Raw genomic sequence first — 16,014 nt, forward strand, 5'->3', positions numbered from 1 at the left:
GCACGAAGCCTCAAGCGAATTGCAATCAGAAATCTGACCAATGGCAACAAAATATAGGCGGGATAGAGGAGGCAGGCTCGGCGGAAATCGGGCTGCACCAAAGGCCAGATAACAAGAAAGGCCCGCGTAGGGTGCGGGCCTTCTTCTTGTCTATAAATGCCCGGATTTTTACCGGGACATTATTGGGCGTTTTAGTCTACAATAGAGCGCCAGATCCGTGCAAACGAGCAACGGAAACTAGCAACCTTATGTACATCACACCGACGACTGACGCCCAACGTCGCACGGCTAGCTACAAGATCAGCCAACATTGGGTTTCTCCAAAAGTTGTTGGGACGATGACATCCCGATGATTGTCGCACCAAACGGCAATTATCAGATTGACCATAAGGAAGCTTAGGCTTTAAATGGACCTGAAACTGCACTTAGTGCGCTTACACGACTATATATGTGCACATTGTGCGCCAATGTCAACAGACAAAAGCGCACAAATTGCACCAAGCCACCCGAACGAAGTTAAATTTAGTCTAAGGTTGATGCTTCTCGTGCCCAGTCAGAAAAAAGAAACCACGCTTGATCCAATGCCTCCGGAACAGTTCCGCATCTGGCGGAAGAATATGGGGCTGAAACAAAAGGATGCCGCTGATTTGCTTGGCTTGAAAAAGCGGATGATCCAATATTACGAGAAAGGGCGACGAGACGGAAAAACCGTTACAATTCCGAAGTCTGTGCGTCTGGCCTGCTATGCGCTCTCCATCGGCGTGGGGGATTATGATGGCAACAAACCGTATAATCTGGACCTGAGCCAGTTTCAGCAGGACGAGAGCTGAAACACCGCTCCCAAAAGCCTCGGCATGCCGATAGCCAGCCAGCCCGAAAACACCCTTTTTCGATTCAATTCATCAGGAAAACCACAGATATCAACAAACCGTGTTTTTTCTCGGAAAATCGTGCGTTCAAGGGTCAATCCCCCTTCAGTTGGGCAAGGCCTGTCAAATCAATCGCAGTCATCAACAACAAGGCTTCGATATCCACCAAACGAACGCAGGCCGGGAACATTATCAACCAAACGAGATCAACAAACCGAACAATCGACCGGATAAGTGCTGATTTCTATCAAAAAAGTGCCCCGCCCTATGGCCTTGACGACCATATTTCGCTATAGCGACACAAATCTCATCTGAAAAACCCCGACCTGCAACGGCCTGGGCTCCCATCATGCGCGGGAGCGCGGTGCCTTGACATGAGCGCGAAACAAGATGCCAAAGCGGAACGACATTCAATCCATCCTGATCATCGGCGCCGGCCCAATCATCATTGGGCAGGCCTGCGAATTCGATTATTCCGGAACTCAGGCCTGTAAGGCTCTGAAAGAGGAAGGATATCGGGTCATCCTCGTCAACTCCAACCCAGCCACGATCATGACTGATCCTGACATGGCGGACGCGACCTATATTGAGCCGATCACACCAGAAATCGTCGCCAAGATCATTGAGAAGGAACGACCAGACGCTCTGCTGCCGACCATGGGTGGCCAGACGGCGCTGAACTGCGCCCTGTCCCTGCGCAAAATGGGCGTGCTGGAAAAATATAATGTCGAAATGATCGGTGCGACCGCCGAAGCGATCGACAAGGCCGAGGATCGCGAGCTGTTCCGCGAAGCGATGGACAAGATTGGCCTTGATACGCCGGTATCGCGCTTGGCGCACAATATCCCCGAAGCGCTTGAGGCACTTGATGTGGTCGGCCTGCCAGCCATTATCCGTCCGTCCTTCACCATGGGCGGCACCGGTGGCGGCGTAGCCTATAACCGCGAAGAGTATCTCGAAATCATCGAGCGCGGCCTCGACGCCTCCCCAACCACAGAAGTGCTGGTTGAGGAAAGCATCATCGGCTGGAAAGAATATGAGATGGAGGTCGTTCGCGATAAGAATGACAACTGCATCATCATCTGTTCAATCGAAAACCTCGACCCGATGGGCGTTCATACCGGCGACTCGATCACCATCGCCCCGGCCCTGACCCTGACCGATAAAGAATATCAGGTCATGCGCGACGCCTCTCTGGCCGTTCTGCGCGAGATCGGTGTTGAGACCGGTGGCTCCAACGTCCAATTCTCGGTCAATCCGGAAAATGGCCGTCTGATCGTCATCGAAATGAATCCTCGCGTGTCGCGCTCCTCGGCGCTCGCTTCCAAGGCAACCGGCTTCCCGATTGCCAAGGTCGCCGCCAAGCTGGCCGTCGGCTACACTTTGGATGAATTGGCCAACGACATTACCGGCGGCGCAACGCCTGCCTCGTTTGAGCCATCCATCGACTATGTGGTCACCAAGATCCCTCGTTTTGCCTTCGAGAAGTTCCCCGGCGCCGAGCCAGTCCTCTCCACCGCCATGAAGTCGGTTGGGGAAGTGATGGCCATTGGCCGTACCTTCCAGGAATCCCTGCAGAAAGCCTTACGTGGTCTTGAAACCGGCCTGACCGGTGTCAACGAAGTGGAAATTGAAGGTCTCGGCCAAGGCGATGACAAGAACGCCATCCGCGCGGCCCTTGCCAAAGCCACTCCGGACCGGATCCTCAAGGCAGCCCAGGCCATGCGTCTTGGCGTGCCGCACGACCAGATCCATGAAATCTCCAAGTTCGATCCATGGTTCCTTGAACAGGTTCAAGGCATCATCGATATGGAAGAGCGTGTCCGCGCCCATGGTCTGCCGCAGGATGCGAAAAATCTACGCAAGCTGAAAAGCATGGGCTTTTCTGACGCCCGTCTGGCCGAGCTGGCTGATACCAGCGCCAAGAAAGTGTTTGAGCTGCGTCATGCCCTTGACGTGCGCCCGGTCTATAAGCGCATCGACACCTGTGCGGCCGAATTCGCCTCCCCGACCGCTTACATGTATTCCAGCTACGAGCTGCCATTCGATGGCGCGACCGTCTGCGAAGCCATGCCGTCGGATCGCAAGAAAGTCGCCATTTTGGGTGGTGGCCCGAACCGCATCGGTCAGGGCATCGAGTTTGATTATTGCTGCTGTCATGCCTGCTACGCCATGAGCGAAGTTGGCTATGAAACCATCATGATCAACTGCAACCCGGAAACTGTCTCCACCGACTATGACACCTCCGACCGCCTCTATTTCGAGCCACTGACCGAAGAAGACGTGATCGAAATCCTGCGCAAAGAGCAGGAAAATGGTGAACTGGTTGGCGTGATCGTGCAGTTTGGTGGCCAGACCCCGCTGAAACTGGCCAATGCCCTTGAGGATGCAGACATTCCGATCCTCGGTACTTCGCCAGATGCCATTGATTTGGCCGAAGACCGCGACCGCTTCCAGAAGCTGCTGCACAAGCTGGATCTGATGCAGCCACGCAACGGCATTGCCTATTCCATCGAGCAGGCCCGCATCGTTGCCGATCAGATCGGCTTCCCGATCGTGGTCCGTCCATCCTATGTGCTGGGTGGCCGCGCCATGGAAATTGTCCGCACCGCCGACGCTTTCGAGAAATATATCCAGATGACGCTGGCCGAGCTGGTACCACCGGATATCCGTCTCAAATATCCAAACGACAAGACCGGCCAGATCAACGCTGTACTGGCGCAAAACGCCCTGCTGTTTGACAGCTATCTGTCCGGCGCGATTGAGGTGGATGTGGACTGCCTGTGCGACGGCGAAGACGTGGTCGTCTGCGGCATCATGGAGCATATCGAAGAAGCGGGCATCCATTCGGGCGACTCCGCCTGCTCCTTGCCGCCCCACTCGCTGTCAGAAGAAATTCAGCAAGAATTGATCCGTCAAACCAAAGAGATGGCATTGGCGCTGAATGTTGGCGGCCTGATGAATGTGCAATATGCGGTCAAAGACGGCGACATCTATGTCATCGAAGTCAATCCGCGCGCATCCCGGACCGTGCCATTCGTTGCCAAGACCGTCGGCAAGCCGATTGCCAAGATCGCTTCCCGCGTCATGACCGGCGAAAAACTTTCCACCTTCGACGTGAAGCTCGAAAAGATCGATCATGTCGCCGTAAAGGAAGCCGTCTTCCCATTTGCCCGTTTCCAGGGCGTCGACACGTTGCTCGGCCCGGAAATGCGCTCGACCGGTGAGGTTATGGGTCTCGACAAAGACTTCCCAATCGCCTTTGCCAAGTCCCAGCTGGGCGGCGGCACCAAGGTGCCGGTGGAAGGCACCGCCTTCATCTCGGTCAAGAAAGATGACAAGCCACGGGTCCTGTCAGCGGTCCAGCGCCTCAAAGACGCAGGCTTCCGCATCATTGCGACAGGCGGCACCCAACGCTATTTGGCAGAGAATGGCATTGAATGCGAGAAAATCAACAAGATGCTGGAAGGCCGTCCGCACATTGTTGACGCCATCAAAAACGGCGAAGTGCATCTGGTCTTCAACACCACTGAAGGTGCAAAAGCACTTTCCGACAGTCGGGATTTGCGCCGCGCTGCACTTTTGCATAAAGTACCCTACTACACGACGGTGGCGGGAGCCCTTGCTGCAGCACAGGGAATTGAAGCCTACAAAACAGGAAACATTGAAGTTCGGCCACTGCAGGACTATTTTTCCTAACAAACAACGGCCAAGATTGGCCTGTTGAATAGAGACAGATTCATGCGCGTTCCGAAGGCTTTTGCCCTCGGAGCGCTAAACTTTTTTATAGGGGCCACTGCCCCGGAACGGATCAGGAGGCTTTCCGAAGGCTATGGAAAAAATCCCAATGACGCCTGCAGGATATCAGGCTCTGGAAGAAGAACTAAAAAAACGCAGCAGCGAAGAGCGCCCGCGTATCATTGCCGCCATTTCAGAAGCGCGCGCGCACGGTGACCTTTCGGAAAATGCCGAATATCACGCTGCCAAAGAACAGCAGAGTCTCAATGAAGGGCGCATTGCCGAACTGGAAGACAAACTGTCCCGCGCCGAAGTGATCGACGTGTCCAAGATGAGTGGCGACACGATCAAGTTCGGTGCAACCGTCACCATTGTCGACGAAGACACCGACGAGGAAAAGACCTACCAGATCGTAGGCGACATGGAAGCAGACCTGAACAAGGGTCGCATTTCCCTGTCCTCCCCGATCGCCCGTGCCCTGATCGGCAAACAGGTCGAGGATTCGGTCGAGGTCTCTGCGCCCGGTGGCTCGAAATCCTACGAGATTCTGAAAGTGAAATACGTCTAGGGGCCTCAAGCGCCGGTCTCCAAACCGGCGCAGCTCCCTTGCAGATTTTGGCTCTGCTCTCGGGCTGACAAACTGCCTCGCCCGTCCCCGAACCGGACACAAACTGCCCGATCCCTCTTCATAAAGCCCGATCAATCACCCAGATCGATCGGAACATTCGGATAGTTTTTGCTCTGTCGAATGGTAAGCGACGTGCGCACGCTATCTACATTGGGTGCCGAGGTCAGTTCGTTGATCACGAATGACTGGAAAGCCTGAAGATCGGGGGCCACACAGCGCAGGACAAAGTCGATATCGCCCGACAGCATGTAGCATTCGCGCACCTGTGGCCATGAGCGCACGAGGCTTTCGAACGCAACCAGATCGGCTTCAGCCTGACTGTGCAGACCGACCATGGCAATCGCGGTCACATCGAACCCGATTTGCTTCTCGTCGACAATGGCACGATAACCTTTGATGATGCCGGCTTCTTCGAGCGCACGGACACGACGCAGGCAAGGAGGGGCGGAAATACCGACGCGGCGCGCGAGCTCCACATTGGTGATACGACCGTCATCCTGTAGTTCTTTCAGGATCTTCCAGTCGATGGGATCTAGTCTTGCTTTCAATGCAACAGGTCTCTTATTTTTGTTGAGTAAGGGGAGAGATATCGCCCGAACCAATGCCAACCGGTATAACGCTCAAGCCTTCCATATCATAGTCACAAAAACACCGATTTGGAAAGTTTTGACATTTTTTTGTGCGCATTTCCGACACAGAGTGACTGTTCTGTGAATGATTCGGAAATTTTAGGAATAGGAGCGCTTGCGTGACTTCCACCCCTGATAGAGTGATTTGGGTTCTGACGGACGGCAAGGCAGGTGACCTGAACCAGTGTCTGGGCGTCGCCGAGCGGCTCAATGGCCGCATTGAAACGCGCACGGTCGCTCCCGCCGCGCCATGGGTCTGGCTGATGCCCTGGGGACCCGTTCCTCCCGCCGACAATCCGGCAAACCCCGCCTCACCACTCCATGGCACACCGCCGGACATTGCCATCGCATCCGGCCGCCGCGCAGCCGCCTATCTGCGCAAACTCAAGCAGATCAGCCCGCACACCGTGACCGTCTTCTTAAAGGACCCGCGCACTGACAATGTGCAGGCCGACCTGATCTGGGTGCCGTTCCATGACAAACGACGCGGCAAGAATGTGCTGGTCACCCTGACCGGCCCGCATCGCATCACGCATGAGGCCCTCAAGCAGGCCGCAAGCAAAGGTCCCGCAGCGCTGCACCACCTGCCAGCACCCCGCATCGCGCTCATTCTGGGTGGAGACACCGCCAAGGAAAAGTTCGGCAAGGCCGCAGCCCAACGCCTCGCTCACTATATTGCCCACGAGTTGCCGCCCCATATGGGGGTGATGGTCACCCCGTCCCGACGCACGCCGGACCACCTGCTCAAGACTATCCAGCAAGCCTTGCGCGCGCGCCCTCACTGGATCTGGGATGGCGAAGGTGACAATCCCTACTTCACAATGCTGACGCTGGCCGACGCGATCATCGTCACGGCTGATTCTCATTCCATGCTATCAGAAGTGCTTGCCGCCCCTGTTCCTGTCTATATTTTCGAGCCCGATGCCTATCCAAAGAAGCTCAAAAGCACCATCGACCAGCTCATTCAACAGCCTTCTGTTCAACTTCTTGTGGGACCACTTGAAACAGGAACCCGCCCGACCATAGATTCAACGGAACTGATAGCGGACGAGATTCTCGACCTGCTGAACCAATCCTGATAGCGTGCCGACTGCCACCCAGCAGATGGCAGTCCCTTTGAAGAAAGAAACTCTGATGCATAGCAAAGTCTTGATCATTGGCTCTGGCCCGGCCGGATATACCGCTGCCATTTATGCCGCCCGCGCCATGCTTGAGCCAACCCTTGTTGCCGGCATGCAAGAAGGTGGTCAGCTGACCATCACCACCGAAATCGAAAACTATCCTGGCTTTGCCGAAGAAATTCAGGGCCCGTGGTTGATGGAACAGATGAAGGCGCAGGCAGCCAATGTCGGCACCAAACTGGTCTCTGACATCATCACCGAAGTTGACCTGTCGTCCCGCCCCTTCAAGGCCAAGGGCGATTCCGGCACCGAATATACCGCCGATAGCCTGATCATCGCCACCGGCGCACAGGCCCGCTGGCTCGGCATGGAAACCGAAGAGAAGTTCAAGGGCTTCGGCATCTCCGCTTGTGCCACCTGTGACGGTTTCTTCTATCGCGGCAAGGAAGTGCTGGTGATTGGCGGCGGCAACACCGCTGTTGAAGAGGCGCTGTATCTGACCCACCATGCGGACAAGGTTACCGTCATCCATCGCCGCGATGAGTTCCGCGCCGAGAAGATCCTTCAGAACCGCCTGTTCAAGCATCCCAAGATCGAAGTGATCTGGGACAGCGTGATCGAAGAATTCACCGGCAAGGAAGGCTTCCCACCAAGCGTCACCGGTGCCAAGCTGCGCAATGTCAAAACAGGCGAGACCACTGACATCACCGCCGACGGCATCTTTGTCGCTATTGGCCATGCCCCGGCTGTCGAGCTGTTCAAAGACCAGATCAAGATGACCGATCACGGCTACATCTGGTCGGCACCTGATTCGACAGTCACCTCCATTCCCGGCGTTTTTGCTGCTGGCGACGTGACCGATGACAAGTATCGTCAGGCCGTCACAGCCGCCGGACAGGGCTGTATGGCAGCTTTGGAGGCAGAACGCTTCCTAGCTGAGCAGGAAGACGCTGAATAATAACGGGTTTTGCCCAAGAAATCCTCCCAGACCGCAGACAGACACTTTGTTTTGCGCTGCAAAGTTATTAGACTATCGGTTACCTTGGTTTTTGCATGCCAGACGTAACCAATACGCATAGCAAAACAAAGGTCTGGATTTTCAGTATAGAACCGAGAGGGGCCATCAGCTGCTCTTGGTGGAGGACAATATGGATTGGGACAAACTTCGCATCTTTCATGCGGCTGCAGATGCCGGGAGCTTCACCCATGCCGGTGACAAGCTCCACATGAGCCAATCCGCCATCTCCCGTCAGGTCAGCGCCCTTGAGGCCGACCTCGGCGTCACGCTTTTTCATCGCCATGCCCGTGGCCTCATCCTGACAGAACAGGGTGAGTTGCTCTATCGCACCGCTCATGATGTGCTGATGAAGCTGGAAACGGTCCGCACTCACCTGACGGACTCCAAGGAAAAACCAACCGGAGAGTTGCGACTGACCACCACCGTTGGTCTTGGCTCTGCATGGCTGACCCAGCATCTACCGGAATTTCTGGAACTCTATCCCGGCATCGCGATCAATCTGCTGCTGGAGAATGAGGATCTCGATCTGGGGATGCGTGAGGCCGACGTCGCCATTCGCCTGCATCAACCGACCCAGCCGGATCTCATTCAGCGCAAGCTCTTCACCGTCCATTTCCACATGTATGCCGCACCGGACTATTTGAAGAAATACAGCCAGCCACAATCGATGGATGATCTGGACCATCATCGCCTGATTTGCTTTGGCAACAATCACCCGGCCTATCTCAAGGACATCAACTGGCTTGAAACCGCCCAGATGCCCCCGGGGCGCAAGCGCCAGATGGCGCTGAAGGTCAACAACATCCTTGGCCTGCGTAGCGCTGTGATGCGCGGTGCAGGCATTGCGATTCTACCCGATTACGTTGTCCATCCGCGCGACAACCTCATACAGTTGTTGCCAAGTGTGGAAATGCCAAGCTTCGAGACATATTTTGTTTATGCCGCAGAATTGCGCAATTCCATGCGCATCAACGCCATCAGGGATTTTCTGCTGTCAAAAGCGGCAAGCTGGCATTATTAATTGCGTCAGAGCCACGTTTCACGACCAAAGCTTGCTCACTGGACATCGCATAACACCTACAGTGCAACGGAACAACTGCCATGCCCTTTCCGCATAGCAGCAATGCGTCTGTATGGATTGTAAGTAGGCTAATTAATAGGCATATACAGCCTTAGCTGAAGGCAATAATCGTCACACACTCCTCCCCGTGGCGATGTTTGTAGCCAGCTGTTCCCCTCTGGAAGGTGATTGCTCCGCATATTTATGCGGATTTTACTTCAAAGCCGGACCTTGGTCCGGCTTTTTTTTCGCCTAAGCCAGTTGCTGCGCACACAGGCCATCAGTGCCTATTTTTTAATCAAAAATAAGTTTGCACAATAATCTATCAAAATCAGTTGGTTCAATAATGCATAGGACGAGGGTGAGACACCCGTTTATGCTGCGCCGCACGCATAGAGCAGCAGTTCGATTGTCCATATTTGCATAACTGCAATCCAGCGTGAAACATCCCGCTAAAATCAGCGGTATAAAATTTCGCGCTTACCCAATTCCTTGTAGAGATGAGCGACCTGCTCACCATAGCCATTGAAGAATTGTGTCGGGATGCGCTCATTGGTGCCGAGCACCTGTTCGGTCGCCTGACTCCAGCGCGGATGCCGCACCTCCGGGTTCACATTGGCCCAGAAACCATATTCCCCCGGGGCGAGTTGCTCCCAGAAGCTGACCGGTCGCTTGTCCGTGAAAGTGAAGCGGGTGATCGACTTGATTGACTTGAACCCATATTTCCACGGCAATGCCAATCGCAGCGGCGCACCAAACTGCTTGGCCGCCGGTTTGCCATACGCACCCGTAACCAGAAACGCCAACTCGTTCATCGCCTCTTCGATCGACACCCCTTCAACATAGGGCCACGGATACCAGCTTTGTTTCTGACCGCTGGCAACGCTTGGATCATGGAAGGTTTCCATCCGGATATATTTGGCCTTCGAGAGTGGCTTGGCCTTCTTGACCAGATCAGCAAAGGCAAAACCGGTCCAGGGGATAGTCATTGACCATGCCTCGACACAGCGATGGCGATAGAGGCGCTCTTCCAGCACCATCGAGCGGATCAGCGTGTCGATGTCCAGTTCCATCTCCTCCTCGACCAGGCCGTCAATCTTGACAGTCCAGGGGCGCGTCTTGAGGCTTTGAGCGGCCTTGGCAATCTGCTTGTGCGAGCCGAACTCATAGAAATTGTTGTAAGCCGCATTGACTTCCTCAGGCGTGATATCCCGCTTGATAATGTAGGTCGGGTTGCGCTTGGCTGGGTAGAGATCAAGGGTCGGATCCTTGAAGTCGGAGGTCGAGGCGCTTTGCGTGATCGCGCTATCGGATGCGGCACTGTCCATATTGCATCCTGCAAGGCTGAGACTTGCCCCGCCAATCAGCAAGGATGAGCCACGCAGAAAGCTGCGCCGATTGAGATAGACCTGCTCGTCCGTTGCCTGATGCTCCTTCAGGGACCAACTGCGATTGCGTTTGATAAACATTGCGTCCTCACCCTCGATTATCAATTGGCATTGTTGCCCCCTCTGCCCAGGGGTCCGATCTCAAAGCCTACGGTCTCTGCCCGATTGGAACAAATCACCAATCCGTGTGGTGCAAAGTGAGACATCATAACACGCGCCTAAGGATCCATACTTATCCAAATATTCATTCTCTATGGTTAGAAATGGAAGGAAACAGAGAGGTCCCGTGATGTTCCAGCTATACAATCATGACCTGGCCCAAGCCGCAATGAAGACCGTCCGCTTGTCGGAGCTACTCGGCTCCCTCAGTTACGCGCTTGACCTGACAGAGGGGCAGCCGGTGGGTCATTGCGTCCGTTGCTGCTGGATCGGCACCAACATCGGCATGCATCTGGGACTGGACGACACAGCCCTTGAAGATCTCTATTATACCCTGCTGCTCAAGGATCTGGGCTGCTCCAGCAATGCGGCGCGCATTTGTGCGCTCTATCTGGCCGACGACATCAGCTTCAAGCGCGACTTCAAAACCATCGACGGCAGTCTCGCCGCCGCCCTGCGGTTCGTGCTGTCCAAGACCGGCCTTGAAAGCGGCTTCAGCGAGCGGATTCGCGCCGTGGTTCATATCCTGCAAAATGGCGGCACCATCGCACGAGAATTAATCGAAACGCGCTGTCAGCGCGGTGCTGACATTGCCGCCAAAATGCGTTTCTCCAAGGCCGTGCAAGACGGCATCCATAGCCTTGATGAACATTGGAATGGTTCAGGCAAACCCAACGGGATCAAGGCCCAAGATATCCCACTCAATGCCAACATCGCCCTTCTGGCACAAGTGGTGGACGTCTTCACCCAATCACACTCGCAACAAGCAGCGATTGAAGAAATCAAACACCGCAGCGGCAGCTGGTTTGATCCGGCGCTCGTCGAGACCTTCCTCGCCGTCCAGGCAAGGCCGGGCTTTTGGGAAACACTGGCTTCCAGCAACATTGATCAAACGCTGTTTGCCATGGACGCTGCCAGCCACCATCAGCAGATTGATGAAGACCATCTTGATGAAATCGCCGCAGCCTTCGCCGATGTGGTTGATGCCAAAAGCCCCTTCACCGCCGAGCATAGCAGCCGCGTCGCGATTTACACCGACATCATTGCCGCCGAGCTGGGGCTCGACACCGCTCATCGCCGCTGGTTGCGCCGCGCCGCCCTGCTCCATGACATCGGCAAACTGGCCATCAGCAACCAGATCCTCGACAAAAATGGCAAACTGGATCCACAGGAATGGCAAGCCATTCAGAGCCACCCTGTCCATGGCGAAGCCATTCTTACGCGGATCGAAGCTTTCCGGGACATTGCCCCTCTTGCTGGCAGCCACCATGAAAAGTTGGATGGCAAAGGCTATCCCAGAGGCTTGAAAGGCGAGGAAATTTGTTTGGAGAGCCGCATTCTCAGCGTTGCCGACGTCTTTGACGCTCTGACTGCCGACCGCCCCTATCGCGCCGCCATGCCGATCGAAAAGGCGCTTTCCATCCTCGACAAGGATACAGGCACCGCCTTTGACGGCAGGTGCGTCGCCGCTCTCAAAATGGCACTTGCGAAAATGAAAAAGCCCGAAGCGGCCTGACTGGCAGCCAACCACCATGACCGCAACAGAAAACGGGGCTTTACGCCCCGTTCCCTTCTCTCGGCCCCACGGTAATCAGGCTTATTCCGCTGCCTGAGCGGCTTGCAGAACCAAATCCGCATTGCGACCGGTCAGCTCCTGCATGTGATCAAAGCTGGCCTCAAACGACGCCACTCCGGCGGAGATCGAGCGCAACTCGATGATCAGGTCTCCGATTTCCGACTGCGGCATCAGGGATTCAACCACATCCCAGCCATCCCAGCCCGGACGGGCATCATAACCCATCAACTGCCCACGGCGACCCGCAACGATGGTGTTGACCTTGGCGGTCACATCATTCGGCACGGCGATCTTCACATTCATGATCGGCTCCAACAGCACCGGACTGCAATCCGGCAAGCCTTCGCGCATAGCCAAAGTGCCTGCAGACCGGAAAGCCTGATCGGAGCTGTCCACCGTATGGTAGGAGCCATCGGACAGATTGACCGTCAGATCCACCACCTCGAAGCCCAACGGCCCCTTGACCAGTGCATCCTTCACCCCATTCTCGACCGAGCCAAAATACTGCTTTGGCACGACACCACCAGTGATGCTTTCGCTGAAGACAAATCCTTCACCACGGCCCATTGGCTTGATATCAATGACCACATCACCAAACTGCCCATGACCGCCAGACTGCTTCTTGTGGCGACCGCGCACAGTGACGCCTTTGCGGATGGTTTCCTTGTAAGGAACCACAGGTGTGTAATGCTCGATATTGATGCCATATTTGCCCTGCAGCCGTTCAACAGCCACCCGCAAATGCATCTCGCCCTGACCGCGCAGGATGGTTTCACCACTATCCTGGTTTTGCTCCACCACCAGAGACGGATCTTCCTCCGTCAGCTTCTGCAAGGTTGCATGCAGCTTGACTTCATCGCGATGCTCGGTTGGCTTCACAGCCATGCCGAAGACCGGGGCCGGAATGGCCAACAAATCAAGAGGATCAACCCCGGCCTTGGCTGTCGTCAGGGTCGTACCGGTATGGGCGACATCAAGCTTGCCAAGAGCGATGACCTGTCCTTCGGTCGCCCGATTGTCCTTGACCGTTTTTTGTCCCTGCACATGGAACAGACCAGAAGAACGACCAATTTCGTCGCCGTCCGCCCCATAGAAGACATCCCCATCCTTCACGGCACCCTTGAGCACACGGGAAATGGACAGTTTGCCGCCATGGGAAGTATGGATCGACTTCATCACTTGTAAAATGGCATCGCCTTCCGCAGGATCCGGACAACCAAGGCGCTTGGCTGTGGTTTCAATGCCCGGGCCTTCATGACGCAGCACCTTCAGCAAGCGCAAAATGCCATTCTCTTGTTCGGCCGCCCCGATCAGCACCGGCATCACCTGCCCTTGGCGCATTTCCTCGACCAAGTCCCCAAACACCCGCTCGGCATCCGGTTCCATTTCTTCAAGCAGCTGCTCCATCAGCACTTCGTCATGGTCGGACAGGGTTTCGAGCATCGAATAACGGGCTTCCCACTCGCGCTCCTGATCCGTCTCGCTCATGCCAACCAGCTCGCTCGGGGCATGCTCGTGATAAAGGAACGCACGTTCAAGAGCGAGATCGATATAGCCAATGGCCGTTTCACTCTTCCAGATAGGAATCTGACGCAACAGCAAAGGTGTGGCGCTGGCTTTTTGCAGCTCCTCGACAACCGCGCGCACATGGGCGGTGCATTTGTCCATTTTGTTCAGGAAAAGAATCCGGGGAATGTTGCGCTCTTCAAGGCTTTTCAGGATCACTTGCAGCGCGGGGATCTTCTTCTCGTCTGGTTCGCAAACCACGACCGCGAGATCAACAGCGGAGAGAGCAGGCTGACTTTCAAACTGGAATTCGACAGATCCGGGACAATCAATGAAGGTGTAAGTGTCACCCATAAATTCGGTTTCGGCGATATTGGCTTCCACTGACATATGGTGGGATCTGGCTTCCTCCGATCCATCCCCGACCGAGCTTCCGCTATCTACCGATGAAAATTTGTTAATGGCTCCGGTTCGCGCCAAAATGGCTTCAAGGAGAGTTGTTTTACCGCCTCCAAAGGGTCCTACGATGGCTACGCAACGTGGACCCTCGACTCTTCTGCCAACTTGTCCCATGGCAGATCCTCCTTTCATTTTTGAGCATGACGTCCGGCATAAGATCCAAAGATCGCTCAGATGAACAATCATCAGCTCTTGCTTGGAAATTTCCGTCTGTTGAACAAACCTCCCGTTCAGACCATCCATAAACTGCCAAATGTCGGACAGAACATCTCAAAGCTTAACTGAGATCCGCCCGCTGCAATTGATCAAACGCAAACCACACCGTCGATTGCAGCGAAGAGTCACCGCTATTTGACATTTCCATGACAGCCCCTTCCCATGATACCACATCGCCTAAAACCTTAGTATTAGAAGGCATTTTCATACAGCCGAAACCAAAAAAGGCCCGCCCCGGTGAGGGCGGACCTTTGACTATCTATTGTTGGCAAAAGCCTATTTCAGCGCGGCACAGAAGCGCTTGATGCGTGCACAGGCTTCTGTCAGGGCCTCGGTAGAGGTCGCATAGGAAACACGGAAATAAGGCTCAAGGCCAAAGGCCACACCCTGCACCACAGCCACACCTTCGGTTTCGAGCAGCTCGGTGACGAAGTCACTGTCATTCTCGATCACCTTGCCCGATGGCGCGGTCTTGCCAATGCAACCCGCACAGGACGGATAGACATAGAAAGCACCTTCCGGGGTCGGGCATTCCAGACCCTCGCACTCATTGAGCAGGGCAACCACCATGTCGCGACGCTCCTTGAACACTTTCGCGCGTTCAGGGATGAAATCCTGTGGCCCTTCCAAAGCTTCCAAAGACGCCCACTGTGAAATGGAAGTCGGGTTGGAAGTGGACTGGGACTGGATCTTGCGCATTGCGCCGATCAGCTCCAATGGACCTGCCGCATAACCGATACGCCAGCCGGTCATCGCATAGGCTTTCGACACACCATTCATCGTCAGGGTGCGATCTTTGAGCGATGGCTCGACCTGAACCGGGGTGACAAACTTGAAGTCGTCATAGACCAGATGCTCATACATATCGTCGGTCAGAATCCAGACATGCGGATGCTTGACCAGCACGTCGGTCAAAGCCTTCAGCTCGTCATGGGTATAGGCCGCACCGGTCGGGTTGGATGGCGAGTTGAAGATGATCCATTTGGTCTTCTCGGTGATCGCCGCTTCCAACTGCTCGGGCTGCAGTTTGAAATTATGCTCGATGGTCGCTTCCACGGCGACGGGAATGCCACCAGCCAGCAGAACGATATCAGGATAGGACACCCAATATGGCGCAGGGATGATAACCTCATCGCCCGGATTGATCGTCGCCATCATGGCATTATAGATGATCGGCTTGCCACCCGGTGCAACAAAGCACTGGCCAGGATCGTAATCGATGCCATTTTCACGCTTGAACTTGTCGGCAATCGCCTTCTTCAGTTCAGGGATCCCATCAACAGCTGTATATTTGGTTTCGCCACGAGTGATCGCATCGATAGCGGCCTTTTTGATGTTGTCAGGTGTATCGAAGTCTGGTTCTCCAGCCCCCAGACCGATGACGTCACGACCAGCGGCCTTGAGTTCTCGCGCTTTGTTGGTCACTGCAATCGTTGCAGATGGTTGAACACGCGAAAGCTGCTCGGCGATAAAGCTCATTGAGCCCTCCAAATATAAAGCGAAAAATAAAGTCAAGCGGACCCTGTCGTTGAGAAGGCTTCCCAACGCGACCGCACCGGAACACTAGTGCAGCCCCATAGGCAATTCAAGCAGGGCCAGGTAAGAATCGTCCGTTCCTAGCCTTTTGGTGTCGCAATTCTTGCGCAC

Annotated in this window: 11 protein-coding genes; 7 read left to right on the forward strand and 4 right to left on the reverse strand. The window is 55.0% G+C overall.

Annotated elements, in window-relative coordinates; all coding sequences use genetic code 11:
* Positions 1-407: 407 nt before the first annotated feature.
* The 3 genes from DSD30_RS21875 (at position 408) to greA (ending at position 5,175) form a co-directional block, all read left to right on the forward strand.
* Positions 408-830 (forward strand): helix-turn-helix domain-containing protein, encoded by a 423-nt coding sequence (locus DSD30_RS21875; protein WP_245418420.1) that lies wholly within the window; start codon positions 408-410, stop codon positions 828-830.
* Between the two features lie 429 nt (positions 831-1,259).
* The gene (gene carB, locus DSD30_RS10315) at positions 1,260-4,568 is read left to right on the forward strand and encodes a carbamoyl-phosphate synthase large subunit (RefSeq protein ID WP_114009525.1); all 3,309 of its coding nucleotides are present in this window, start codon (positions 1,260-1,262) and stop codon (positions 4,566-4,568) included.
* Positions 4,569-4,701: 133 nt separating this feature from the next.
* Entirely contained in the window at positions 4,702-5,175 is a 474-nt protein-coding gene (greA, locus tag DSD30_RS10320; RefSeq protein ID WP_114009526.1) for a transcription elongation factor GreA, read from the forward strand.
* Between the two features lie 131 nt (positions 5,176-5,306).
* Here the strand turns inward: greA and DSD30_RS10325 are convergent, their stop codons facing one another.
* Positions 5,307-5,783 carry an Lrp/AsnC family transcriptional regulator gene (locus DSD30_RS10325; RefSeq protein WP_114009527.1) on the reverse strand — a complete coding sequence of 159 codons (477 nt, stop codon included), beginning with the start codon at positions 5,781-5,783 and terminating at the stop codon, positions 5,307-5,309.
* Between the two features lie 200 nt (positions 5,784-5,983).
* Here DSD30_RS10325 and DSD30_RS10330 point away from each other — a divergent pair, with 200 nt between their 5' ends.
* The 3 genes from DSD30_RS10330 (at position 5,984) to DSD30_RS10340 (ending at position 9,024) form a co-directional block, all read left to right on the forward strand.
* Complete coding sequence (locus tag DSD30_RS10330; protein WP_114009528.1) at positions 5,984-6,943, forward strand: mitochondrial fission ELM1 family protein; 960 nt, start codon at positions 5,984-5,986, stop codon at positions 6,941-6,943.
* A 55-nt stretch (positions 6,944-6,998) separates the two neighbouring features.
* Complete coding sequence (gene trxB / locus DSD30_RS10335) at positions 6,999-7,943, forward strand: thioredoxin-disulfide reductase (RefSeq protein WP_138147255.1); 945 nt, start codon at positions 6,999-7,001, stop codon at positions 7,941-7,943.
* 190 nt (positions 7,944-8,133) lie between these two features.
* Positions 8,134-9,024 carry a LysR family transcriptional regulator gene (locus DSD30_RS10340; RefSeq protein WP_114009530.1) on the forward strand — a complete coding sequence of 297 codons (891 nt, stop codon included), beginning with the start codon at positions 8,134-8,136 and terminating at the stop codon, positions 9,022-9,024.
* 497 nt (positions 9,025-9,521) lie between these two features.
* On the opposite strand, the gene msrP is transcribed toward DSD30_RS10340, so the two are convergent.
* The gene (msrP, locus tag DSD30_RS10345; protein ID WP_114009531.1) at positions 9,522-10,532 is read right to left on the reverse strand and encodes a protein-methionine-sulfoxide reductase catalytic subunit MsrP; all 1,011 of its coding nucleotides are present in this window, start codon (positions 10,530-10,532) and stop codon (positions 9,522-9,524) included.
* Positions 10,533-10,740: 208 nt separating this feature from the next.
* Between msrP and DSD30_RS10350 the strand changes: the two genes are divergently transcribed.
* Positions 10,741-12,126 carry an HD-GYP domain-containing protein gene (locus DSD30_RS10350; protein ID WP_245418421.1) on the forward strand — a complete coding sequence of 462 codons (1,386 nt, stop codon included), beginning with the start codon at positions 10,741-10,743 and terminating at the stop codon, positions 12,124-12,126.
* 81 nt (positions 12,127-12,207) lie between these two features.
* On the opposite strand, the gene DSD30_RS10355 is transcribed toward DSD30_RS10350, so the two are convergent.
* Positions 12,208-14,265, reverse strand: coding sequence for an elongation factor G (locus DSD30_RS10355; protein WP_114009714.1), 2,058 nt, complete (start codon positions 14,263-14,265; stop codon positions 12,208-12,210).
* Between the two features lie 378 nt (positions 14,266-14,643).
* On the reverse strand, positions 14,644-15,846 hold the full coding sequence (locus DSD30_RS10360; RefSeq protein ID WP_114009532.1) for a pyridoxal phosphate-dependent aminotransferase: 1,203 nt from the start codon (positions 15,844-15,846) through the stop codon (positions 14,644-14,646).
* Between the last annotated feature and the right edge of the window lie 168 nt (positions 15,847-16,014).

It is taken from the genome of Cohaesibacter intestini (assembly GCF_003324485.1).
Lineage (GTDB): Bacteria > Pseudomonadota > Alphaproteobacteria > Rhizobiales > Cohaesibacteraceae > Cohaesibacter > Cohaesibacter intestini.

Coding starts and splice junctions, on each gene's coding strand:
- carB (WP_114009525.1), top strand. CDS start 1,260: ATGCCAAAGCGGAACGACATTCAATCCATCCTGATCATCGGCGCCGGC.
- DSD30_RS10360 (WP_114009532.1), bottom strand. CDS start 15,846: ATGAGCTTTATCGCCGAGCAGCTTTCGCGTGTTCAACCATCTGCAACG.
- DSD30_RS21875 (WP_245418420.1), top strand. CDS start 408: ATGGACCTGAAACTGCACTTAGTGCGCTTACACGACTATATATGTGCA.
- msrP (WP_114009531.1), bottom strand. CDS start 10,532: ATGTTTATCAAACGCAATCGCAGTTGGTCCCTGAAGGAGCATCAGGCA.
- DSD30_RS10350 (WP_245418421.1), top strand. CDS start 10,741: ATGTTCCAGCTATACAATCATGACCTGGCCCAAGCCGCAATGAAGACC.
- trxB (WP_138147255.1), top strand. CDS start 6,999: ATGCATAGCAAAGTCTTGATCATTGGCTCTGGCCCGGCCGGATATACC.
- DSD30_RS10340 (WP_114009530.1), top strand. CDS start 8,134: ATGGATTGGGACAAACTTCGCATCTTTCATGCGGCTGCAGATGCCGGG.
- DSD30_RS10355 (WP_114009714.1), bottom strand. CDS start 14,265: ATGGGACAAGTTGGCAGAAGAGTCGAGGGTCCACGTTGCGTAGCCATC.
- greA (WP_114009526.1), top strand. CDS start 4,702: ATGGAAAAAATCCCAATGACGCCTGCAGGATATCAGGCTCTGGAAGAA.